Consider the following 22,374-nt stretch of genomic DNA (forward strand, 5'->3'; position numbering starts at 1 on the left):
AGGGTGTCTCGGGCTGGATCAGCCGACCTGGATGCCGTCGATGGCGGCCTGGGCCTCGGAGGAGAGCTCATCCGACAGCGGGGCGGAGCCGGCGTTGTCGGCACCGACCTGCTGGCCGTCCTCGGAGATGATGTAGGAGGCGTAGGCCTTCACGGCCTCTCCCTCGCCGGCATCGGCGTAGGAGCCGCACAGCGCGAGGTAGGAGATGAGCACGATCGGGTACACGCCCTGCTCGGTCGTGGTGCGGTCCAGCTCGACCACGATGTCGTTCTCCTCGCGGCCCTCGGCGCGCGGGGAGACGTCGACGGCCTTGGCGGCGGCCTCCGCGGAGTACTCCACGAACTCCTCGCCCACCTGGATCTTGGCGATGCCGAGGTTGCCGGCCTGGGAGGCGTCGGCGTAGCCGATGGTGCCGTCGCCGCCCTCGACGGTGGAGATCAGACCGGAGGTGCCGTCACCGGACTGGCCACCGTCGATGGGCCAGGTCTCGACGGGGCCGTGGGTCCAGGCATCGGGAGCGTTCTCCGAGAGGTACTCGGTGAAGTTCTCGGTGGTGCCGGAGTCGTCGGAGCGGTGCACGGGCACGATGTCCTTGTCGGGCAGGTTCGCATCCGGGTTGTGCTCGACGATCTTCTCGTCGTTCCACTTGGTGATGTCGCCGGCGAAGATCCCGCCGATCACCTCGGGGGTCAGGTTCAGCTCGTCGACGCCCTCGAGGTTGTACACCACGGCGATCGGGGAGATGTACACGGGGAGGTTGAAGGCCTGCTCGCCGTTGCACACCTCGGTGGACGCGGCCAGCTCCTCCTCGTCCAGCGGGGAGTCGGTGCCTGCGAACTTGACCTCGCTGTTGAGGAACTGCTCGCGGCCCGTGCCGGAACCGGTGGCGTCATAGGTGACGGTGACGTCGCCGCCCTCGGCCTGGACCAGGCCCATGAAGGACTCGGTCCACGCGGTCTGCGCGTTCTGCATGGACGAGGCGCCGGAGCCAGCGATGCTGCCGGTCAGCTCGGCGTAGCCGGCGCCACCCTCCTGGCCACCGGCGTCGGAGCCGTTGGAGCCGCCGTTGCCACCCGCATTGCCGCCGTCGCCACCGTTGCCGGTGTCGCCGCCGCCGCAGGCGGACAGGGCCAGCCCACCGGTCAGACCGAGCGCTGCCAGTGCGACGAGCTTGTTCTTGCGAACGTTCACTGTGAGTCCTTTCGGGGCCGGAGGCCCTGCATGGAAGAAGCTGCTTCGACGTGTGTCGCAGTGGACGCTAGGGAGCACAGATGACGCCCTCCCCCCTCGCGCATGAACAACGGGTGAACTCGCCCCTTTTGTGACCGAAACCGCAGGCAGGAAGCAGGATACGAACCGGTCACAATCTCCTGGACGCGTGCGACCGGGCTCCGTGGCGGGCCGGGCCGTTCAGCTGGTGCTGGCGGCGATCCCTACCCCGATGACCAGCACGAAGTAGGCCACCACGAACAGCAGCACGAGGCACCCCAGGATCGAGGTGACAAGGCCCGCGATCGCCAGGCCCCGCCCGCCCTTGGGCTCGGTCGCGGTCGGGCTGGTCTCCCGCATCCCGAGGATCGAGAAGATCAGCCCGATAGGCGCAGTGACGCCCGCGCACAAGGCGATCGAGGCGATGCCCAGCACCATCCCCACGACCGCGTGCGAGGAGGACGGCGGGCCGGGGGCGTACGCGGGCTGGCCGTAGCCGGGGCCCTGCTGGAACGAGGACTGGTAGGCCGGCGAGGGGGACGACTGGTAGCCGGGTGCCGAGGAGGCCGATGAGGGCGAGGCGTACGGATCGCTGTACCCGCGGTCCTCCCTGATCGCGTACGGGTCATCGCCGTGCTGGGATCCCTGGCCGTGCCGTTCCGCCTCGCTGCTCGATGATCCGAATTCCGGGTACTGGTATCCCCCACCCTGCGTCATGGCTCTCCCCTGCTGGTGCTGTGGTCGTCAGGGACGATGCACGACGCCCGCCCCTGCCGCACCCGGTCTGTGCGGGGGCGGCTCCCAAGGATCGTACCGATGCTCAGGCGATGTTGGGCAGATGCCGCTCGACGGCGACCACCCTTCCCGCTGCGGTGGTGTGCAGCACCAGGGCCTCTCCGGCCGCCAGGAAGGGATCCTCCCTGGGCAGCTCCATGTCGGCACCGCGATCGGCGGACTTCTTCACGGCGCCGATCAGGGTGGGCAGCACCGGTCGATGGGTGCACACCACGGTGCCGCGCCCCTCGTGCAGCACCCGCTCGATCACCGCGGCGGTGCGGGAGGGGTGCTCCTCCGCCCCGGCCTCGGTGAGCTCGTCCTTGGTCCTGATGGTGAGGCCCTCGATACGGGCGAAGGGCTCCACGGTGGCCAGGCACCGCTTCCAGGGGCTGCTCAGCACCCGGGTGGGATCGAAGGCGTCGATCAGTCCGGGAAGGGCTTGCGCCTGCTTCTTCCCCTTCGAGTTCAGGGGGCGCGACTTCTCACCCTTGCGCCACTTCGCACGCGGCATGGCGGCGCCGTGCCGCTGCAGGACGATGGGGACGGTCTCCAGCGTCTCGTCCTCCAGGAAGCGGCGCAGCGTCGTCACGAGCACCTGGTCCCCATGACGGGTGAGCATCCGCTCGGCCTCGTCGAGCCCCACCCAGCGCACCTCGTCCACCTCGGTGGGGTCCTCCGGCCCCGGCGCGTCCTTCGCACGCACCGTGCCGATCCAGTACTGCACGATCTTGGTGCGGCCGTCCGGCAGCAGATACACGGAGGCGGGCAGCGGTCGGTGCAGCCTCACCCGGTAGCCGGTCTCCTCGGCCACCTCGCGCACGGCAGCGGCGGGGAAGGTCTCCCCCTTGTCGAGCTTGCCCTTGGGCACCGACCAGTCGTCGTAGCGGGGGCGGTGCACCAGCAGCACTTCGATGCGGGAGGACTTCTCACGCCATGCCAGCACGCCGGCGGCGAGCACGGGTGGCGGGGTCCCGGGAGCGACGCGCACCTCTCAGCCCGCTTCCGGCAGGCGCATCTGGACGTCCCTGCCCGCCACGGTGAAGCCCCAGCGGCGGTACAGCTCCAGGGCGGCGGTGTTGTCGGCCTCGACGTAGAGCTCCACGCGCGCCGTGCCGTCGGCGCTGAGGCGGTGCAGGGCGGTGCCGATGAGGTGGCCGGCCACGCCGCGACCCTGTGCCCGGGGGGCGGTGCCCACGACGTACAGCTCGGCGACGCCGGAGCAGCCCGCCGTGCCTGACTGCTCGCCGCCTGCATCCGCGGGCTCGCGCTTGATCCAGACGAATCCCAGCAGCTCGCCCCCCTGGCGGGCCAGCAGCAGGTCCTCGGGATCGAACCAGGGCTCGGCGATGCGCCGGTCGAGGTCCTCGCGGGTGAGAGCGCCCTGCTCCGGGTGCTCGGCGAAGGCCTGCGCGTTCAGCTCCACCCAGGCCTCGGCGTCCCTCTCGGCCACGAAGGTGTCCAGCTGCAGACCGTCGATACGCGCCGCGGGCACGGCCGGGAGCGGTGCGGAGGGGCCCAGGTCCCGGCTCAGGGTGAGCAGGCGCCTGGTCGCACGCAGCCCTCGGCCCTCGAGGAACGCGAGCGCGGGCTCCAGTGCACCGTGCGCCCATACCCCTGCGTCGGGGCGCTCGGCCAGCACGGCCTGCAGCAGTGCGGTGCCGTGGCCCTGCCTGCGGGCCTCGGGGTGCACCATTCCCTGCACGGTCCCGTCGGGGAGGATCGAGGCGTAGCCCTGCGCGGTGGCCTCCCCGCTGCCGGGCGCCGCGGGGATCCGCAGGTGACGGGCGCCGGTACCGCTGAGTGCGAGCCGCGCGGCCTCGTCCAGGGCCGGGACGCCGTCGTGCGCGGTGGCGGCCTCCAGGAGCCTCCCGACGGAGTGCCGCTCATCCGAGGAGAGGGCGTCCGACGTGATCATGGGGGTCCTTCCGGGGGCGATGATGCCGCCGGTGCCGGCGGCCGCTCGTAGACTGACACTCTAGCGCCCGCCCGAACCCGTCGTCGGCCGTGGCCGAGACCCCGGATCCGAGAGCGAGGCCCGCCCCATGATCGCTCCCGAGCGCGCCCCGCTCGGTGCCGCCCTGGCGCTGCTGATGGCACTGGTCGCCCTCACCGGCCCCCTCTCTCCCACCCTGGTGGCGCTGACGGTCGCGCTGCTCGGGGTGCTGGTGGGGATCGCGTGGCCGGACCTGCTGGAGCTGCCTTCGGCGCCCGGCACGCGCCTGGTGGTGGCGGGCACCGGTGTGCTGGGCGCGCTGTTCTCCCTGGTCGTGGCGGAGCGCACCGGGGCCGTGGCCGCGGTGATCATGGTGTGCGCGGTCGGGGTCTTCGCCTCCTTCGTCCACCAGATGGTGCGTCGTGAGCGCACCCGACTGACCGATTCCCTCACCGGGACCGTCGCCGGGGTGATGCTCACGGGCCTGGGCAGCTGCTGGGTGCTGGCGCAGTCCGATGCCGTGGGCACAGGCCGCACCGGGCTGGTGGCCGCGATCGCCCTGGGCCTGGCGGTGACGCTCCTGGCCGGGGCCGCCCCCATGCCCTCGCTGCCCCGGCTGCTGCTGGCCGCACTGCTGGGCACGGCCGTGATCACCCTCCTCGCCGGGGTGCTGGCCGGGGTGGGCCCCGTTCCCGCTGCGGCGACAGGCCTGGTGACGACGGTGGGAGCCAGCGGTTCCCACCTGCTGCTGGGCTCCTCCCTGATGGCACGCAGACCATCGGCCTCCCTCGCTGTGGCGGGTGCCCCGGTCGCCACGGTGGGCGTGATGACGCTGCTGGCCGTGAACCTGCTGACCTGAGCCGTTAGACTCACCCTCATGTCCGCTCTCTCCCTGTTCTTCCTCGCCCTGGTGGTCCTCGTCGGCGTGGGCACGCTCGCCTTCGCCGTCCTGGTCCTCGCCCGCCTGTTCGGCCGCTGAGCGGCCGGAGGCAGCGCCGTGCCGATCTCCCTCGATCCTTCCCTGCCCTCCTCCCTGTACCCGCTGGCCTGGCTGGTGGGCACCTGGGAGGGCAGCGGTGCTCTGCATCGCCCGGGAGCCGACGCCGGTGACCTCCGCGTCGAGCAGCGCCTGGAATGCACCCCCACCGAGAACGGCACCCTTGCCTGGGTGTCCGCGATCCACACGGTCGATCAGGCCGCCCCGCTGCCGCCCACCAGCGTCTTCGCACGCGAGGACGCGCCGCCACCGCGCCAGGGAGGCACCGGTGAGCGCCGCCTGCTGATGCGCGAGCGCGGCGAGGTGATCGTGGGCGATCCCCTGCCCGGTCAGGATCTCCAGGCCGCTCGCGAGGCCGCGCCCGGCAGTCCGGCCGGGTTCGTCTCCTACGGCCTCACGGCCCGCTTCGAGCCCACCAGTGGCGAGGACGCCGCACCTGAGGCCGCATGGGCAGGAGAGGTGCGCGGCCCCCGCATCCAGTTGGCCCGCCGGGACGAGGGCACCTCCCGGGTGCTGGAGACTCGCATGGCCGGGTACGTGTCGGGGCGGCTGATGTGGCTGTGGGAGAGACGCGCAGGCGACACCGCGACCGGCGGCCACGTCGCCGAGGAGTCCGCCATGATCCCCTATCTGTCCCTGGAGCTCGACCGTGCCTGATCCCGTCGTCCCCGATCCTGTGCCCGGCACGTCGGCCGAGCCTGCCGCCGGGAGCACATCGGCAGTACGACCGCCGCTGCTGCGGCAGCGGGCCGTGCTCGGCGAGGGCCCGGATGCCGCCGTGCCCGCGCACTACGGGGCGCCCCTGCGCGAGCAGCGGAGGCTGCTGGATTCCCGCTCCGTGGTGGACCTGGGCCAGCTGGAGCTGCTCGAGGTGCGCGGCGCCGATGCCCGCAGCTGGCTCACCACCATCACCTCGCAGGACTTCACCGGGTCCTCGGTGGCTGCCGGTGCGAGCATGGCGGTGCTCTCCCCGCAGGGCCGCGTGGAGCATCTGGCCTCCGCGGTGCTCCTGGCCGAGGACTCCGTGCTGCTGATCCTGGACTCGGGCTGCCGCGCCGGGCTGCGCCGATACCTGGAGATGATGCGCTTCGCCGCGCGGGTCGAGCTGATCGACCGGGACGACCTGCGGGTCCTCGGTGCCGTGGCCCCGGCGCACGAGGTGCTGGCCGGGCATGCCACTGCACTGGAGCTGCCCGCACCGGTGGCGGTGTGGAGCGACGGCTGGCCGCAGGTGGCGCCGGGCGGTGTGGCCTACGGCCCGGACCCGGAGGACCCGGTCGGAGCAGTGCTCACAGTGGTGGACGCACAGGCCTTGCAGGCGCTGCCGTGGCGGGAGGAGCACCTGGCGGGCATGCTGGCCTGGGAGGCGCTGCGGATCGCCGATCACCGCGCACGTGCCGCGCGGGAGGTGGACGAGCGCACCATCCCCCACGAGCTGGACCTGCTGCGCACCACGGTGCACACCACCAAGGGCTGCTACCGAGGGCAGGAGACGGTCGCGAAGGTGCTGAACCTCGGCCAGCCTCCCCGGCGACTGGTGATGCTGCACCTGGACGGATCGCAGGACGTGCCGGTCGCCCCCGGCGGGCAGGTGCGCCTGGGCGGCGCCGACGGGAAGGTCGTGGGCACCGTGACCTCCGCCGCGATCCACGCGGACCTGGGTCCGATCGCACTGGCCGTGGTCAAGCGAGCCGTGCCCCTGGACGCTCCGCTGGCGGTGGCCGTGCCCGAGCCCGGGGCTGACGACGGTGAGGCCCGGGCCTGGCTGGACGCAGCCCAGGAGCCGATCGTGCTGCCCCGGGACCACGGGGAGCGCCCCGCCACTGCACGCCTCTGATCCCGTGACAGGCCCGTCGGCCGCGCCGTGGAACCGGCTTGCTGTGGGCGCCGCGCCCCCGCACCTGGGATGATGGCGGCATGAGCGGTGAGGGCGAGCAGCAGGACTGGACCAACAAGCGCCATGAGGTGATCGCGGCGCAGCAGCAGGCGCTGGAGGCGCAGCGGCAGAGCGAGCACGAGCGCGCCACGGCGATCATCCGCGAGGCCATCGGGGCCTTCCGGGCCGCCGGCATCGAGCCGGTCCCCCTGCAGGCGCGTCCCTTCACCGGCGCCGGCACCATCCGCACCTCGCTCACCGGCTGGTACCTCAAGCACGATCTCACCCTCGCCGTCGACGAGGAGGCCCGCTTCTACGTGCTGCGCGTACCGGGCGGCCTCATGTCCCGACTGCGCGGCGCCACTCCTGAACCGTCCCCCGCCCCGATGGTGGTGGGCCGCGGCGCGCGCGACGGGGAGACCTTCGAGATCCGTGAGCTGCTGCAGATGCGGCTGGCGGACCCGGTGCGCCCGTGAACGATCCGAGCGCCCACCGCATGACACGCGCAGAGCGGCTGCGCCAAGGCCTGACGGGGAGGGTGCGCGCCGGCTCCTCCCGGGGCCGGCAGGACGCCCTGTCCATCGGTCGCGCCGCCGTGGCGGCCGCCCTCGCCTACCTGCTCAGCCACCTGCTGTGGGGGCACGAGTACCCCTTCTTCTCCTCGATCGTAGCCTTCATCATCATCGGCTTCGGGACGGAGACGAAGATCCGCAAGGTGGTCGAGATGAGCGCCGGGGTGATGCTCGGCGTGCTGCTGGGCGAGCTGGCCCGCTCCACCATCGGCCCGGGCACCTGGCAGATCACAGTGGTGGTGTTCGGGGCCGGGCTGCTGGCCCGCCTGCTGGACTCCGGCAACCTGTTCGGCTTCCAGGTCACGATCCAGTCGCTGCTGGTGATGATCATGCCGATCACGCCCGGGATGACGCCGGGCGGGCGCGTCGTGGACGCTCTGACCGGTGTCACCGTGGCGATCCTGATCCATCTGCTGACCACCGGGGATCCCCGCTCCATCCAGCGCCGCGCCGCCACCGACTTCTTCCAGGAGCTCGAGGACACGATGGTGAACCTGGCCCTGGCCGCCCGCAGCGGGGACGTGAGCGTGGCGCAGGCGGCGCTGCGGTCGGTGCGGATCTCCTCGCAGTCCTTCACCGATGAGTGGAAGGTGGCGAACGAGGCGGCCAACGAGATGGCCACCTACTCCCCCACCGCCTACCGCCACGCCGCGGGGGTGGAGCGCCTCCAGCACCTGCTGATCGGATCGGACCGGGCCATGCGGAACCTGCGCGTGATCGCCCGGCGCGAGGTCGAGTTCCTGACCGCCGTCAACGGGGATGCGCACTCCACCCTGGCCGATGCGCTGCTGGCTGCCCGTGATGCCATCACCGAGCTGCGTGCGGCGGTGAGCCAGGACGACGTGGACTTCACCGCAGCCCGCCGCAGCCTGCGCCTGTTCGGTTCCTACCTCACCCCCGAGCTGCTGCTGAAGAACGATCAGGGGGTTCGACCGGGGCGGGCCGGGCACTTCGAGGGGGTGACGCTCGTGATCCAGCTGCGCTCCCTGGCGATCGACCTGCTGCAGGCCACCGGTCTGGAGGCGAAGGACGCCAAGCGCCTGCTGCCCAGCCTCCTGATTGCCGCCGACGGGGAGTCCATCGGCCCGCGTCCCCTGACCCGCGAGATGAAGGCCGTGGAGCCGCCGGCGACCACGGAGGCCCTGGAACTGCTGATCACCGACCGGTCCGACCCGGAGCGCCGACGGCCCTAACGGGAGGCTCCTCCTGCCCAGCCGGGCTGCCAGGGTGGATGCGGGCGATCCGACTATCCTGGCGCGATGATCGCTGCCATCCAGATGTGGATCTTCGCTGTGCTCGCCCTCGCCCTGCTGGCCCTGGAGGTCTGGGCGTTCGTCAACGCGATCCGCTTCCGGTCCGACGCCTACGTGGCCGCGGGCAAGCGCACCAAGGTGTTCTGGTGCGTGCTGACGGGGGTGGCGATGCTGCTGGGCTTCCTCTCCCTGCCATACCCGATCGGCCGGGGCGGCACCTCGATGCTGTTCATGATCATCGGCGTGGTGATCGCCGGGATCTTCCTGGCAGACGTGCTGCCGGCCCTGAAGTCCGTGATGCGCAGGGCGCAGGGCAACCGCTGGTGACCTCCGCCTGACCCGCCCCGTCGGGCCCGCCGCGCCAACACCCGCCCCGTCGGCCGCGCCGGCACCCGAACGTCAACAGCCCGCTGACGAGCCGGATCCGGGCTGGATCTGGTTCGCCAGCGGGCTGTTCGTCAGCTCGTCAGCGCTGCGTCGGCTCAGGACTGCTCGGCGCTCTCCGCGACGGCGCGCGCCGGGTCCAGCAGCCGGCGCATCCCCTCGGTGAAGGTCTGCGGGCCGGGCGTCACGTTCCCGGAGAGCAGGAGCAGCCCGGCGCCCTGATCCAGAGCCGCCAGCAGCATTCCGACCTGGCTCGCGGTCAGGTGCTCGCCCTCCACCCCGGCACCGGCGACGATCTGCTCGTAGCGGGCCAGGAGCGCGGCCAGACGCCGATGGAGCTCGGGCGCGAGCTCGTCGTCCCGTGCGGCGGCGGCGATGAACTCCAGCGTGGCCAGTGCGAAGCCCTGCGCGGCCTCCTGCGGCGCGCCCTCCCGGGCGACGGCGTCCTGGCCGGTGGAGGCCGGTCCTGACTGGCGATCGAACGGGTTCTGGAAGTCCGCGTCGGCCAGTTCCATGTTCTTGTCGAGGGTGGCGAGGAACAGATCGGACTTCGCGGCGAAGTTCGAGTACACGGCGCCCTTGGAGAAGCCCGCCTCCCGGGCGATCCGCTCGAGGGTCGCCGCGTGATACCCCTCGACCGAGAACACGGCCCGGGCGGCGAAGATCAGCGCTTCGCGGGTCTGCTTCTGCCGGTCCCGTCGCGACAGGGGGTCGGGGAGCTGCGTCATCCCTCGAGCATAGAGCGCCCACCCTTGACGTACCGCGAGTATCCACATACCGTCAGTTTCCAGAAACCAACGGTATGCAGATCCTCCTGAGGAGCTTCCATGACCCACGATGTCCTGCGCATCACCGACCTCACCCGCCGCTACGGCACGGTGCTCGCCAATGACTCCATCAGCCTGCGCGTGCGGGCCGGCGAGGTCGTGGGCCTGCTGGGCCACAACGGCGCCGGCAAGAGCACGCTCGTCTCACAGGTGGTGGGTCTGCTGAAGCCCGATGCCGGGCAGATCATGCTCGGCGGCACCGATGCCGTGCGCCATCCGGCCGCGGCGCGCCGGTACGCGGCGCTGCAGCCCCAGGCCCAGACCCCCATCGACGGCCTCACCCCGCGCGCGGCGATAGAGATCGCCGGGCGCCTGCGCGGCCTGTCGGCCCGGGATGCCCGGCGCGCCGCCGCAGACGTCGCCGAGGAGCTCGACATCGGCCCCTGGCTGGACCGGCGCGCACTGCCCGAGGGCGGGGGCCTCTCCGGCGGGATCCGCCGGCTCACCGGATTCGCCATGGCGATCGCGGCCCCGGTCCCGCTGCTGATCCTCGACGAGCCCACCAACGACATCGACGCCGCCCGGAGGCGACTGCTCTGGGACGCGCTGCGCCGGCGCGGAGACCAGGGCGCCGGCGCCCTGCTCGTGACCCACAACGTGACCGAGGCCGAGCGGATCGTCGATGAGCTGGTGGTCCTGGACCGCGGGCGCGTGGTCGCGGAGGGCTCCCCCGCCCGCCTGCGCGGCACCCAGGACAGCGACCTCCGGCTCGAGCTCCAGCTGGTGCCCGGCGCCGCGGACCCCTCCGAGCTCCCGTCGGCACCACCCGCGATCCAGCGGGTGCGCGCGGGCCGCCGCACGCTGCTGACCGTCGCGGCGGCCGATGCGGCGCGCAGCGTCGCCTGGGCCACCGACCAGCGGGAGAGCGGACTGCTCGAGGGATTCACCCTGGCCCCGGTCACGCTCGAGGACGCCTACCTGGCGCTGACGACCACCGCCGCAGCCGACGAGGACCACGATCCCGCCCCCGCCGAGCCCCATGAGGAGACCGTCCATGTCTGAGCACGCCGAGACCACCCTGCACGCTGCGCCGCGGGCGAGCACGCCCCTGGCCCCGGTCCGCACCGGCACCGTGACCGCGGTCCTCGCTCTGATGCGCTGGTCGCTCGCCTCGACCGGGGCGATGCTCCCGCTGATCGTGATCGTCCAGGCGATGCTCGCCGCCGGCATCATCCTCGGGTTCGGCCTCGTGATCGGGGACATCACACCGCAGGGTGCGCTGTTCCTGTCCACCGGAGCACCGACGATCCTGCTGCTGACCATCGGCCTGGTCATCGTCCCGCAGGGGGTCTCCCGAGCCCGGGCCAGCGGCGCCTTCGACTATCAGCGGGCGCTGCCGGTGGCACGGCCGCTGCTGATGATCGTGGACCTGGTGGTGTGGGCGCTGATCGCCCTGCCGGGGGTCGCGGTCGGGCTGCTCGTGGCGCGGCTGCGCTTCGACCTGACCTTCTCCTTCGACTGGCCGCTGCTGGTCTTCGCCTCGCTGCTGGTGACCACGATGGCCACCGCCGTCGGCTATGCGATCGCGGTGTCGATGCCGCCGATGCCGGCCCAGATGCTCAGCCAGGTGCTGGTGTTCTTCGTGCTGCTGTTCTCACCGATCACCTTCCCGGTCGAGCAGCTGCCGCAGTGGTTCCAGATGCTGCACGACGTCCTGCCGATCCGGCCGGCCGCAGATCTGCTGCGGGCCGGGATCGCAGCGGAGAGCTTCACCGCCGAGCTGCGAGACCTGCTGGTGCTGGCCGCGTGGACCGCGCTGGGGCTGGTGCTGACGGCACGGGCGCTGATGCGGCGACGCTGACAGCGGCGGCCGCCGTCCCCGGACGCCGAGCCGACGCCCCGCCCGCCGGGCCCCTCACGTCAACAGCCCGCTGCCGAACCAGATCCGAGCTGGATCTGGTTCATCAGCGGGCTGTTCGTCGGCGTGGCGTCGGCGGCGGGCCGACGATGCGCGATCAGGCGGAGTGAGTCCCGGCCGAGCGCAGGTTCTCGCAGGCCTCGACGACGCGGGCGGCCATGCCGGCCTCGGCCTTCTTGCCCCAGGCGCGCGGGTCGTAGGCCTTCTTGTTGCCCACCTCGCCGTCGACCTTGAGCACGCCGTCGTAGTTCTCGAACATGTGCGAGACCACGGGACGGGTGAAGGCGTACTGGGTGTCGGTGTCGATGTTCATCTTGATGACACCGTTGTCCACGGCCTCCTGGATCTCCTCCAGGGTGGAGCCGGAACCGCCGTGCATCACGAGGTCGAACGGCATCTCCTTGCCGTACTTCTCGCCGACGACCTTCTGGATGTCCAGCAGCACCGAGGGGCGCAGCTTCACATTGCCCGGCTTGTACACGCCGTGCACGTTGCCGAAGGTGAGGGCGGTCAGGTAGCGGCCGTTCTCGCCCAGGCCCAGCTTCTCGGCGGTCTTCAGGCCGTCCTCGGGGGTGGAGAACAGCTTGTCGTTGGAGACGTTGGCCTCCACGCCGTCCTCCTCGCCGCCGACCACACCGACCTCGATCTCGAGGATCTTCTTGGCCTCGACGGACTTGGCCAGCAGGCGCTCGGCGATCTCGAGGTTCTCGTCCACCGGGACGGCGGAGCCGTCCCACATGTGCGACTGGAACAGCGGGTCCATGCCCTTCTTGACCCGGTTCTCGAGGTCCCACTCGATCAGGGGCTCCACCCAGGTGGGCAGGACCTCCTTGGCGCAGTGGTCGGTGTGCAGCGCCACGTTGATCGGGTAGTTCTTGGCCACGGCGTGCACGAACTCGGCCAGGGCGATCGAGCCGGCCACGCGGTCCTTGACCGTGGAGCCGGAGAGGTACTCGGCACCGCCGAAGGAGACCTGGATGATGCCGTCGGAGTTGGCCTCCGTGAAGCCGCGCAGGGCGGCGATCGCGGTCTGCGAGCTCGACACGTTCACGGCGGGGTAGGCGAACTTGCCGGCCTTGGCGCGGTCGATCATCGCGCTGTACTGGTCGGGAGTGACAACTGCCATGGGGTATTTCTCCTTCAGGAAGAGACTGCTGGGACGACCTCGGGCGCAATGATGCGACACGGGATCGCTCGTCCTTGTTCATTGTTCCACAGTGGCCCCGGGCCGCCCCCGGGGAGGGTCCCGCGGGCTCCGGGAGTGGCCTGCGTCTCAGCCCCGCGGATCGGCCACTCACGGCCCCACGCCACACGCGCACACTCAGGGCGCACGCGCAACGCCGTACGGGCCGACGTCAGTCGAGCGCGGCGAAGTCCCGCTCCTCCTCGGCGCCCTCCGCGTTGTCCTGCACCACGAATCGGATCGGGTCGACTTTCGACCACACCGCGAACAGCGCAGCGAACACGATCATCGCGATACCGGCCCACAGGTTCGCGTTCACACCACCGGTCTTGGCTGCTTCCTCGGGACTGAACCCGAATAGGCCCGTGAGCAGGACGATCAGGCCGAACAGCCCGATCAGCGCCCCGATGAACGTACGGATGTCAAAGGCTCCCGCCGACTCGACATGCTTGCCGCTGCCGCCACCTTCGGAACCGGGTGCGTGCGAATCCTTGTTCTGCTTCTCAGTCATCGTCAGCTCCACTCAACGATCAGGCGAACACAATATTCAGGCCGATGACCAGGGCCAGCGCAATACCAGCCATCGGCACGGGGCGCCGCCAGAACGGCAGATCGGCCTCTTCAGCATCGACCAGATCGGTCTTCGGAGTCTCGGAGTACACCAGGCCCTTCAGCTCATGCGCAGGCTTGGGCTTGGTCACCATCGTCACCACCACTGAGACAAGGATGTCCACCACGAACGCCGTGGCTGCCGACACGAACGCGAGACCCTGGCCCGGCAGGTCGAACAGTCCGAAGAACGTCGACGCCGACCACAGCGCGATCGCGGACAGCGTGCCCGCCACCAGACCGGTCCACCCGGCCGTCGGCGTCATCCGACGCCAGAACATGCCCAGGATGAAGGTGGCGAACAGCGGAGCGTTGAAGAACCCGAACAGGGTCTGCAGGTAGTCCATCAGGTTCGAGAAGGCGGAGGCGATCAGGGCGGTGAAGATCGCGATCACGGACGCGAGGACCGTCGCCACGCGCCCGGCCTTCAGATAGTGGCCGTCCTCGGCGCCAGGCTTCACATACTGCTCGTACAGGTCATAGGTGACCACCGTGTTGAAGGCCGAGATGTTCGCCGCCATGCCGGCCATGAACGCTGCCAGCAGACCAGCGATCGCCACACCGAGCAGGCCGTTGGGCAGGACATCCCGCATCAGCAGCAGCAGCGCGTCGTTGTAGGTGACGCCGGTGGCCGCCGCAGTCGCCGCATCACCGGCCGCTTCGGCCTGCTTGAACTCCGTCATCTCACCGACGAGCACTGCCGAGATCATGCCCGGGATGATCACGATGAACGGGATGAGCATCTTCGGGAACGCACCGATGATCGGCGTCATCCGGGCGGCGGTGATCGACTTCGAGGCCATGGCGCGCTGCACCTCGACGAAGTTCGTCGTCCAATAGCCGAAGGACAGCACGAAGCCGAGCCCGAACACGATGCCGATCACAGACAGCAACGGGCTCGAGAAGCCCGAGAGTTGCTGACCGGGCCAGGTGTGCAGCTGCTCCGCCCCGAGCATGCCGTCGCCCGCCACGCGGTCCTTCAAGCCGGACCAGCCTCCCACGCGGTGCAGACCGATCAGAGTCAGCGGCAGCAGCGCCGCAACGATCACGAAGAACTGCAGCACCTCGTTGTAGATCGCCGCAGAGAGACCGCCGACGGTGATGTAGAACAGCACGAACGCCGCAGCCAGCACGAGCCCCACCCACATCGGCCAGCCCAGCAGCCGGTTCACGATCGTGGCCAGCAGGGACAGGTTCACGCCGGCGATCAGCAGCTGCGCAACGGCGAAGCTGATCGAGTTCACCAGGTGAGCGCCGGTCCCGAAGCGCATCCGCATGAATTCGGGCACTGAGCGCACTTTCGAGCCGTAGTAGAACGGCATCATCACCACGCCCAGGAACAGCATGGCGGGAACGGCACCGACCCAGAAGTAGTGCATGGTCGGGAAGCCGTACTGGGCGCCCGTGGCGGACATGCCCATGATCTCGACCGCGCCGAGGTTCGCGGAGACGAACGCCAGCCCCGTCACCCAGGCGGGCAGGGAGCGGCCGGAGAGGAAGAACTCGATCGAGTTGGAGACGCCGCGCTTGGCCCACCACCCGACGCCGAGGACGAACACGAAGTAGAGCGCGATGATCACGTAGTCGATCAGGTGCGCGTCGAGTCGCAATGGGGTCATGGCAGCTCCGTCATCCGGCACCGTCAGGTGCAGCCGGTCGTCTCGGCGGCGCTGCACGAACCGCCTCCCGCGATGGACAGCAGTCGGCGGCGACGCCACGTACGGGCAGCGAGATTACACCCGTCCACGCTTCGCCCGCGGGCCCTTCGGTCTGTCCGCTCGGTCTCAGTCGGCGTGAACCGCGTGCAGGGGCTCCGCCTCCTGCTCACAGTCCTCACAGGCCAGAACCATTTTTCTGCAGGTCGGCACCTCGCAGTTCACGTACCGCGGAGTCGGCTCGCCGCAGCGGATGCAGCGCCCCAGGGACTGGACCCCGTCAGCGAACTCGCGGTGCATCGTGCCGTCGAAGGTGTACAGCGACCCGTCCCACAGACCCTTGTCGCGGAACGCCTCCCCGTAGCGGACGATGCCGCCGCCCAGCTGGTAGACGTGCTGGAAGCCGCGGTTCTTCATCAGCACCGTCAGCACCTCGCAGCGGATGCCGCCGGTGCAGTAGGTGACCACTGTCTTGTCCTTGAGTTCGTCGTAGCGGCCGGACTCGAGCTCTGGCAGGAAGTCGCGGGTGGTGGTCACATCGGGCACGACGGCGCCCCGGAAGCGGCCGATGGCGGCCTCCATCGTGTTGCGGCCGTCGAAGAAGACGACGTCCTCGCCGCGGGCGGCCACCAGTTCATGCAGCTGCTGCGGGGTCAGATGCTCACCACCGCCGACCACCCCGTCCTGACCGACCTTGATCTCCTCGGGGCGGCCGAAGGTGACCAGCTCGGGACGGACCTTGACCAACAACCGCGGGAAATCCTCACCGGTGCCCTGAGACCACTTCACGTCGGCGCCCCGGAATGGCGCATACCCCTTCAGTGCCCGCACGTAGGTTTTGATCGCGCCGAGCTCTCCGCCGAGCGTCGCGTTGATGCCGTGCTCGGAGAGGATCACCCGGCCCCGCAGACCCAGCGACTGCGCGAGCGTGAACTGCCACAGCCGCACCGCCTCAGGATCCGCCAGGGGCGTGAAGACATAGAACAGGATGATGCGGTGCTGGGTCTGCGGGGACACCGTTCGATCCTAGTGAGAGCTCCCGCTCCCCCTCACGAACTGGATCGCCACCAGGACGCCGAGGGCCGCCAGCAACGCGCCCGCCGCCGCACCGAGCCGGTTGCCGTCCGGGACGGCGTGGACCACGACGGCGGTGCCGGTGAGCAGCATGAAACCGACCACGCAGAGGATGGCCGTGCCGTACGCGAGATGCCCCGCCCGTTCGTGGGGATGGGCCCGCCCCTCACCACTCTGCCCCGCCCACGACCAGGGCAGCGTCAGCGTGCGGATCTCCTCCTCGGTGGGATGCAGCCGGGCCTGCTTTGTCCACCGGTGCACCGCGGCCTCCGCGCCGGGGCGCCAGTGCACTCCCCGACGGGTCAGCTCCACCCCGAGCAGCCCATCGACGCCATGGGATGCGGGAACGGCCCGGCCCTGCTCCCAGCGCAGCAGTCGGAACGTCCCGTCCTCGCGGCGGGCCACGGTGAGCGCGCCGGAGCGTGCACGTATCCATGAGGCGACCGCCGGCACCACCACCACGAGGAGCATCGGCAGCGCCATCAGCGGGAGCACCCGTGTCCTCTCCAGCCCCAGCAGGATCAGGGGCGGCACGGCGACTGTGCCGAGCAGCCCCAGCAGGATCAGGGGCGGCACGGCGACTGTGCCGAGCAGCCCCAGCGCCACCAGTGCGCGGGCGAGAGGGAGGCGGCGCACCGCGAGCAGAGCGAGGAACGGGGTCGGCGGCGGGACGCTGACCGCGCCCAGCACGCCACTGAGACCGATGAGGGTCGGAACAACGGCGATCACGAGGAACACCGTGACCAGCGCCGCGCCCGGAAGCGGACCCATGCCCGCGAGAGGCGAGGTCCAAGCGGCGCCCTGCTCGATCCGCTCCTCGATGAGGATCCACAGCGCCAGCCACAGGACCGCGCCTATGAGGCACAGCCAGCTGTGCGACCGCCACCTCATGCGCGAGGCCAGGTGCTCCGAGGCGATCTCGAACGTCTCGTCGCTGGTCCCCGCCATCACACCGCCTGCTGCTCGCCTGGACGGGCGGCTTCCGGGCGGCGAGCGCCGTCGCGGGCAACGGAGCGGATACGGCGGGGCGTGGCCTCAGGAAGCATCCTTGGATTCTAGGCAGGTGCCCTCCCGTGGAGGGCGGACCGGTGGACGGAGGCGTTCCCGCGGGAACGCCGTTCGTCGCCGATCTGTCAGAACGATGCTGCGTCAGCCGGTGGGCGGAGCCGAGCCCGGAGAGCCGCTCAGGCCAGCGGTCCCCGCGGCACGTCCACGTGCTGCACCACCCAGGTGTGCATGGCGATCGCCGCGGCGGCGGCCACGTTGATGGAGCGGGTGGAGCCGAACTGGCTGATGCCCACCACCTGGTCCGCTGCTGCCAGCAGGTCCTCACTGAGACCCGGCCCTTCCTGGCCGAACACCAGCAGGCAGTCGCGCGGCAATGCGGTGTGCTCGATGGGCATCGCTCCCGGCACCAGGTCCATCGCCACGATGGACAGTCCTTGCGCACGGGCCCAGGCCGCCAGCGAGGCTGCATCGGGATGGTGCAGCTCGTGCTGGTAGCGGTCGGTGACCATCGCACCGCGGCGGTTCCAGCGCCGCCTGCCGACGATGTGGAAGGCGGCCACGTTGAAGGCGTTGGCGGTGCGCACCACCGAGCCGATGTTGGCGTCGTGCTCGAGGTTCTCGATCGCCACGTGCAGGGCGGTACGGGAGGTGTCGAGATGGGCAATGATCGCTTCACGCCGCCAGTAGCGGTAGCGGTCCAGCACGTTGCGGCGGTCGCCGTGCTCGAGCAGCTCGGGATCCAGGCGCGGGTCCTCGGGCCAGGGCTCGGGGTGGGGGCCGACGCCGACCTCGCGCTCCTGGGCGGGCTCAGCGTGCGTCATCGTCCCCCTTCTCGCGGCGCTCCTTCTTCTGCTCCTCGTCGGGATCGGGAAGACCCAGCTCCTTGCGGCGCTTCTCGCGGCGGATCAGCTTGATCAGGGTCCACACGAGGGCGATCGCGATGATCGCGTAGACGATCTTGGAGATCACATCGGTGTAGGGCTCGATCACGGTCCAGTTGCTGCCCAGGGTGTAGCCGAAGGTCACGAAGATGGTGTTCCAGATGGCGCTGCCCAGGGCGGTGAGCAAGGTGAATATCCAGAAGGGCATCTTGTACAGACCGGCGGGGATCGAGATCAGCGATCGCACCCCGGGCACCATGCGGCCGAAGAAGATGCCCTTCTGGCCGTGCTTGTCCATCCAGTCGACGGTCTTGTCGTAGTCGTCGACGTTCAGCAGCGGCAGGTGGATGAACGCCCAGCGCAGGCGCTCCGGCCCCAGCAGCCTTCCCAGGCCATACAGGAGCCACGCACCGGTGACCGAACCGATGATCGAGGCGATCAGCATGCCCGCGTAGGAGTTGTTCGGTCCTGCTGCGGTCACCCCGGCCAGCGGCAGGATCACCTCGGATGGGATCGGGGGGAAGACGTTCTCCAGGAAGATCAGCAGCGCCACCCCGAGAGAGCCGAAACGGTCGATCGTCTCCACGGCCCAGTCGACGATGTTCATGCAGCAGCTCCTCCGAGTTCGGGGCGCGAGGGCGGACTTCTCGCGCGTTCCCCCCGGCAGATGCACGAGCGGACTGGCCCATGGTAGGCGGCACCGCCTCGGATCGGGCTGTGGCACTGCCCGCATCCACCTCATCCGGTCATGCCCACCGGTGCTCGACCAGGCGTCAGGCGCCGGTGAACCGATACCCCCGGACGTGACGCTCGTCTACTCTGTGGCCATGACCTTCAATCCCAACGCGGAGATCCGCTCTGACAACGTCTCTCGCAGCAGCGGCGGCGGTTTCGGCGGCGGGTTCCGCCCCGGGCGCGGTGGCGGCGGCGTCGCCATCGGCGGCGGCGGTGGCTGCCTGCTGCTGGTCGTGATCCTGGTCTACATGCTGATGGGGGGCGACCCGGGGGCCCTGCTCGGCGGCAGCCAGCCGCAGCCGGGCCCTGTCGCCGAGGGCGGCACGCTCGAGGGATGCGACACCGGTCAGGACGCGAACGAGCGCGACGACTGCCTGGTGCAGGCCACCATCGAATCGGCCGATTCGCTGTGGTCCGAGCTCGCCCCCGCCTCGGGCATCGAGTTCGTCGAGCCCGGCGGGCAGGTGTTCACCGGCCAGGTGCAGACCGGCTGCGGCCCGGCCACCAGCGACGTGGGCCCCTTCTACTGCCCGGCCGACGCCAGCATCTACGTGGACGTCTCCTTCTTCGGCGAGCTCGAGTCCCGGTTCGGGGCCGACGGGGGCCAGCTGGCCAAGATCTACGTGGTGGCCCACGAGTACGGCCATCACATCCAGAACCTGCAGGGCTCCATGCAGCGGGCGAACCGGCAGGACACCGGACCGCAGTCCGATGCGGTGCGCCTGGAGCTGCAGGCTGACTGCTACGCCGGGGTGTGGGCGCACCATGCCGCCAACACCGTCGACGAGGACGGGGTGCGGATGCTGGAGCCGCTGACCCAGGAGGACATCGCCTCCGGTCTGTCGGCGGCCGCTGCGGTGGGCGACGACCACATCCAGGGGGAGGTCGCCGGTGGCGGCATCCACCCGGAGAGCTGGACCCACGGCTCCTCCGAGCAGCGTCAAGCCTGGTTCATCACGGGCTACGAGGAGGGCACCGTGGAGTCCTGCGACACCTTCGCCGTCCCGGAGGTCTGAGCGCCTCCCTCAGATCTCCAGCTCGGAGATGTCGTAGGCCGCCAGGTAGCGGTAACCGGCCTGCTCGACGGCCTGGCGCGAGGCGTCGGAGCGATGCACGATCACGGCGACCGCGGCGATGTCGGCCCCGGCCTCGCTGAGGGCCTCGCAGGCAGTGAGCACGCTGCCACCGGTGGTGGAGGTGTCCTCGACGGCGACCACGCGGCGGCCGGCGACGTCCGGTCCCTCGATGCGCCGCTGCAGGCCGTGGGCCTTGTTGGCCTTGCGCACCACGAAGGCGTCCAGCGGGTGCTCCGCCTGCGCTGCGGAGGCATGGAGGATCGAGGTGGCCACCGGGTCCGCTCCGAGGGTGAGGCCGCCCACCGCGTCGATGCCGGGCACCAGGCCCTCGCGCCGCAGCAGGTCCAGCATCACGCGGCCCACCAGGGGTGCGGCCTCGTGGTGCAGGGTGATGCGCCGCAGGTCCACGTAGTGGTCGGCCTGGGCGCCGGAGGACAGGGTGACCTGGCCGCGCACCACGGCGAGGTCACGGATCAACCGGCGCAGGCGCTCCCGGTCGGCGGTGAGAGCGGAGCTCTGGCCTGAGCTCTCGGGGCGGTCGGAGGTGGGGGTGGTGTCGGGCATGCGCCCCAGGGTACTGGCGCGCATGGCCCGGCGCGCGGTGTGCAGCGGGCAGGAGCCGACCGGAGCGGCACCGCAGCGAGGGCAGCTACTGCGGCGGGTCCTCGCGCTGCCAGGGGGCATGAAGGTTGCGGCGGGAGGCACGCCGTCGGGAGCGCACCACCGCGTTCTGCTGGAGCCGGTGGTACCAGTTCGGGGAGGTGAGTGCCCGCACCAGTGAGCGCGGTGCGATACGGGAGACCTCCCCTGCGGTCCGGTACTTCACCGAGGGGATGGACAGCACCGTGCCCCGGGCTGCGTCCTTCAGGGCCTGCTCCACCACGAACGGGGCCTTCAGCCAGGTGACCCGCGGCAGGCCCTCCATGTTCATGCAGGCCCGCTCGTGGAACTCGGTCTGCACGAACCCGGGCAGCAGCGCGGTGGCGCTGACCCCGGTGCCCTTCAGCTCCGCGGCCAGGGACTCGGTGAACACGGTGACCCAGCTCTTGGAGGCGGCGTACGGGCCGGCGGTGGTGTACCCGGCCAAGGAGCTGACGTTGATGATGGCGCCCCGGCGACGCTGCACCATGGAGCGCGCCGCCGCGTGGGACAGCACCAGCACCGCCCGCATCAGGGTGTCCATCTGCTTCTCGTGGTCCTCGACGCCGATCTCGAGGAACCCTCCCCGAAGCCCGTAGCCGGCGTTGTTGACCAGCAGGTCGACCGGGTCCACCGGGTCGGTCAGGCGCACGGCCACCCGGTCCAGCCGGGCGCGGTCGGAGAGATCGGCCGCGAGCACCTCGACCTCGACCGCGTGGACGTCGCGGATCTGCGCGGCGATGGTGCGCAGGCGGTCCTCGTTGCGCGCGACCAGCACCAGGTGGTGGCCGGTCCCGGCCAGCTGCCAGGCGAACTCCAGCCCCAGCCCTGAGGTGGATCCGGTGACGAGTGCGCGCGCCATGCCCAGATGGTAATCGCAGGTGGAGCCATCGTCAGGCCGCCACGGGCTCACGGCCCGTAGGATCGGGGCCATGCGCATCGCCACCTGGAACATCAACTCCCTGCGTGCCCGGATGGACCGTGTGCTCGCCTTCCTCGACCGCCATCAGGTCGACGTGCTGGCCCTGCAGGAGACCAAGGCCAAGCCCGCCCAGCTGGACCTCACCCAGCTGGTGGAGGCCGGCTACGAGGTCCACGCCCACGGCCTGAACCAGTGGAACGGGGTGGCGCTGGTCTCCCGCGTGGGCCTGGAGGACGTGCGCCCCGAGCTGCCGGCGGTGCCCGTATGGCCGGAGGACGAGACCGGCGTGGCCGAGGCGCGGGCCATCAGCGCTGTGGTGGGCGACGGTCTGCGGATCTGGTCGCTGTACGTGCCCAACGGCCGCGAGATCGACCACCCCCACTTCGCGTACAAGCTGCGCTGGCTGGACGCCCTGCGGGCCGAGGGCGCACGGGAGCTCGCCGAGGACCCGCAGGCACGCGTCGCGTTCGTCGGTGACTTCAACGTGGCGCCGCACGACGAGGACGTGTGGTCGATGGAGTTCTTCGAGGGCAAGACCCACGTGACCGAGCCGGAGCGGGCCGCCTTCCAGGCGCTGGTCGATGCGGGCTTCGCCGACGTGGTGCGCCCGGACAACCCCGGCCCCGGGGTGTACACCTACTGGGACTACCAGCAGCTGCGCTTCCCCAAGAAGGAGGGGATGCGCATCGACTTCGTGCTGGGCACCCCGGCCGTGCAGCAAGCGGTCACCGGGTCGTTCATCGATCGTGAGGAGCGCAAGGGCAAGGGCGCCTCCGATCACGCCCCGGTGGTGGTGGACCTGGAGTTCTGAGGCGCCGTCCCGGCGCCGGCGACGGGCGAGCGAGATCGGGCCCGGGAAGCGGACGGAGACCGGGCACGGGGCGCCGGGCCACGAGCCCAGGCACA

General features: G+C 70.6%; 24 protein-coding genes. 10 read left to right on the forward strand and 14 right to left on the reverse strand.

The window, feature by feature from the left end:
• Nucleotides 1-18 precede the first annotated feature (18 nt).
• The 4 genes from pstS to mshD form a co-directional block, all read right to left on the reverse strand.
• On the reverse strand, nt 19-1,191 hold the full coding sequence (gene pstS / locus M3B01_RS11080) for a phosphate ABC transporter substrate-binding protein PstS (RefSeq protein WP_193865300.1): 1,173 nt from the start codon (nt 1,189-1,191) through the stop codon (nt 19-21).
• A gap of 219 nt (nt 1,192-1,410) precedes the next feature.
• Nucleotides 1,411-1,926 (reverse strand): DUF4190 domain-containing protein, encoded by a 516-nt coding sequence (locus tag M3B01_RS11085; RefSeq protein ID WP_259792114.1) that lies wholly within the window; start codon nt 1,924-1,926, stop codon nt 1,411-1,413.
• Between the two features lie 103 nt (nt 1,927-2,029).
• Entirely contained in the window at nt 2,030-2,974 is a 945-nt protein-coding gene (locus tag M3B01_RS11090) for an NUDIX hydrolase (protein ID WP_259792116.1), read from the reverse strand.
• 3 nt (nt 2,975-2,977) lie between these two features.
• Entirely contained in the window at nt 2,978-3,901 is a 924-nt protein-coding gene (gene mshD, locus M3B01_RS11095; protein WP_259792118.1) for a mycothiol synthase, read from the reverse strand.
• Nucleotides 3,902-4,028: 127 nt separating this feature from the next.
• Between mshD and M3B01_RS11100 the strand changes: the two genes are divergently transcribed.
• The 6 genes from M3B01_RS11100 (at nt 4,029) to M3B01_RS11125 (ending at nt 8,944) form a co-directional block, all read left to right on the forward strand.
• Nucleotides 4,029-4,778, forward strand: a complete 750-nt coding sequence (locus M3B01_RS11100; RefSeq protein WP_259792120.1) for a hypothetical protein — start codon at nt 4,029-4,031, stop codon at nt 4,776-4,778.
• A gap of 138 nt (nt 4,779-4,916) precedes the next feature.
• Nucleotides 4,917-5,573 carry an FABP family protein gene (locus M3B01_RS11105; RefSeq protein ID WP_259792122.1) on the forward strand — a complete coding sequence of 219 codons (657 nt, stop codon included), beginning with the start codon at nt 4,917-4,919 and terminating at the stop codon, nt 5,571-5,573.
• Nucleotides 5,574-5,592: 19 nt separating this feature from the next.
• Nucleotides 5,593-6,753, forward strand: coding sequence for a folate-binding protein YgfZ (locus M3B01_RS11110; protein ID WP_193865380.1), 1,161 nt, complete (start codon nt 5,593-5,595; stop codon nt 6,751-6,753).
• Nucleotides 6,754-6,833: 80 nt separating this feature from the next.
• Nucleotides 6,834-7,268 (forward strand): hypothetical protein, encoded by a 435-nt coding sequence (locus M3B01_RS11115; RefSeq protein WP_193865294.1) that lies wholly within the window; start codon nt 6,834-6,836, stop codon nt 7,266-7,268.
• Nucleotides 7,265-8,557 (forward strand): aromatic acid exporter family protein, encoded by a 1,293-nt coding sequence (locus M3B01_RS11120; protein ID WP_259792125.1) that lies wholly within the window; start codon nt 7,265-7,267, stop codon nt 8,555-8,557. The genes M3B01_RS11115 and M3B01_RS11120 overlap by 4 nt, the downstream gene beginning before the upstream one ends.
• 66 nt (nt 8,558-8,623) lie before the next feature.
• Entirely contained in the window at nt 8,624-8,944 is a 321-nt protein-coding gene (locus M3B01_RS11125) for a DUF2516 family protein (RefSeq protein ID WP_259792127.1), read from the forward strand.
• A gap of 155 nt (nt 8,945-9,099) precedes the next feature.
• Here the strand turns inward: M3B01_RS11125 and M3B01_RS11130 are convergent, their stop codons facing one another.
• Nucleotides 9,100-9,729 carry a TetR/AcrR family transcriptional regulator gene (locus M3B01_RS11130; protein WP_259792129.1) on the reverse strand — a complete coding sequence of 210 codons (630 nt, stop codon included), beginning with the start codon at nt 9,727-9,729 and terminating at the stop codon, nt 9,100-9,102.
• Nucleotides 9,730-9,828: 99 nt separating this feature from the next.
• Here M3B01_RS11130 and M3B01_RS11135 point away from each other — a divergent pair, with 99 nt between their 5' ends.
• Both M3B01_RS11135 and M3B01_RS11140 read left to right on the forward strand, forming a co-directional pair.
• Complete coding sequence (locus M3B01_RS11135; protein WP_259792131.1) at nt 9,829-10,830, forward strand: ABC transporter ATP-binding protein; 1,002 nt, start codon at nt 9,829-9,831, stop codon at nt 10,828-10,830.
• On the forward strand, nt 10,823-11,629 hold the full coding sequence (locus tag M3B01_RS11140) for an ABC transporter permease (protein WP_259792133.1): 807 nt from the start codon (nt 10,823-10,825) through the stop codon (nt 11,627-11,629). Before M3B01_RS11135 ends, M3B01_RS11140 begins: the two co-directional genes overlap by 8 nt.
• Before the next feature lie 154 nt (nt 11,630-11,783).
• Here the strand turns inward: M3B01_RS11140 and fbaA are convergent, their stop codons facing one another.
• The 7 genes from fbaA to M3B01_RS11175 form a co-directional block, all read right to left on the reverse strand.
• Nucleotides 11,784-12,812: a class II fructose-bisphosphate aldolase gene (gene fbaA, locus M3B01_RS11145; protein ID WP_259792134.1), complete on the reverse strand. Its 1,029-nt coding sequence runs from the start codon at nt 12,810-12,812 to the stop codon at nt 11,784-11,786.
• A 229-nt stretch (nt 12,813-13,041) separates the two neighbouring features.
• On the reverse strand, nt 13,042-13,392 hold the full coding sequence (locus M3B01_RS11150; RefSeq protein ID WP_311203224.1) for a hypothetical protein: 351 nt from the start codon (nt 13,390-13,392) through the stop codon (nt 13,042-13,044).
• 7 nt (nt 13,393-13,399) lie between these two features.
• Nucleotides 13,400-15,097 (reverse strand): sodium:solute symporter family protein, encoded by a 1,698-nt coding sequence (locus M3B01_RS11155; protein WP_259792135.1) that lies wholly within the window; start codon nt 15,095-15,097, stop codon nt 13,400-13,402.
• A gap of 165 nt (nt 15,098-15,262) precedes the next feature.
• On the reverse strand, nt 15,263-16,150 hold the full coding sequence (locus M3B01_RS11160) for a rhodanese-related sulfurtransferase (RefSeq protein WP_259792136.1): 888 nt from the start codon (nt 16,148-16,150) through the stop codon (nt 15,263-15,265).
• Between the two features lie 9 nt (nt 16,151-16,159).
• Nucleotides 16,160-17,155, reverse strand: coding sequence for a hypothetical protein (locus M3B01_RS11165; RefSeq protein WP_259792137.1), 996 nt, complete (start codon nt 17,153-17,155; stop codon nt 16,160-16,162).
• 236 nt (nt 17,156-17,391) lie between these two features.
• Nucleotides 17,392-18,036, reverse strand: a complete 645-nt coding sequence (locus tag M3B01_RS11170) for a TrmH family RNA methyltransferase (protein ID WP_259792138.1) — start codon at nt 18,034-18,036, stop codon at nt 17,392-17,394.
• Nucleotides 18,023-18,703, reverse strand: a complete 681-nt coding sequence (locus tag M3B01_RS11175; RefSeq protein ID WP_259792139.1) for a DedA family protein — start codon at nt 18,701-18,703, stop codon at nt 18,023-18,025. The genes M3B01_RS11170 and M3B01_RS11175 overlap by 14 nt, the downstream gene beginning before the upstream one ends.
• Nucleotides 18,704-18,923: 220 nt before the next feature.
• Here M3B01_RS11175 and M3B01_RS11180 point away from each other — a divergent pair, with 220 nt between their 5' ends.
• Nucleotides 18,924-19,847, forward strand: a complete 924-nt coding sequence (locus M3B01_RS11180; RefSeq protein WP_259792140.1) for a neutral zinc metallopeptidase — start codon at nt 18,924-18,926, stop codon at nt 19,845-19,847.
• 9 nt (nt 19,848-19,856) lie between these two features.
• Here the strand turns inward: M3B01_RS11180 and pyrE are convergent, their stop codons facing one another.
• Complete coding sequence (gene pyrE / locus M3B01_RS11185) at nt 19,857-20,471, reverse strand: orotate phosphoribosyltransferase (protein WP_259792141.1); 615 nt, start codon at nt 20,469-20,471, stop codon at nt 19,857-19,859.
• Between the two features lie 85 nt (nt 20,472-20,556).
• Nucleotides 20,557-21,408: an SDR family oxidoreductase gene (locus M3B01_RS11190; RefSeq protein ID WP_193865287.1), complete on the reverse strand. Its 852-nt coding sequence runs from the start codon at nt 21,406-21,408 to the stop codon at nt 20,557-20,559.
• 70 nt (nt 21,409-21,478) lie between these two features.
• Here M3B01_RS11190 and M3B01_RS11195 point away from each other — a divergent pair, with 70 nt between their 5' ends.
• On the forward strand, nt 21,479-22,279 hold the full coding sequence (locus M3B01_RS11195) for an exodeoxyribonuclease III (protein WP_193865286.1): 801 nt from the start codon (nt 21,479-21,481) through the stop codon (nt 22,277-22,279).
• The last annotated feature ends 95 nt before the right edge of the window (nt 22,280-22,374 follow it).

The sequence above is a fragment of the Brachybacterium sp. p3-SID957 genome, assembly GCF_025144775.1.
GTDB lineage: Bacteria > Actinomycetota > Actinomycetes > Actinomycetales > Dermabacteraceae > Brachybacterium > Brachybacterium epidermidis.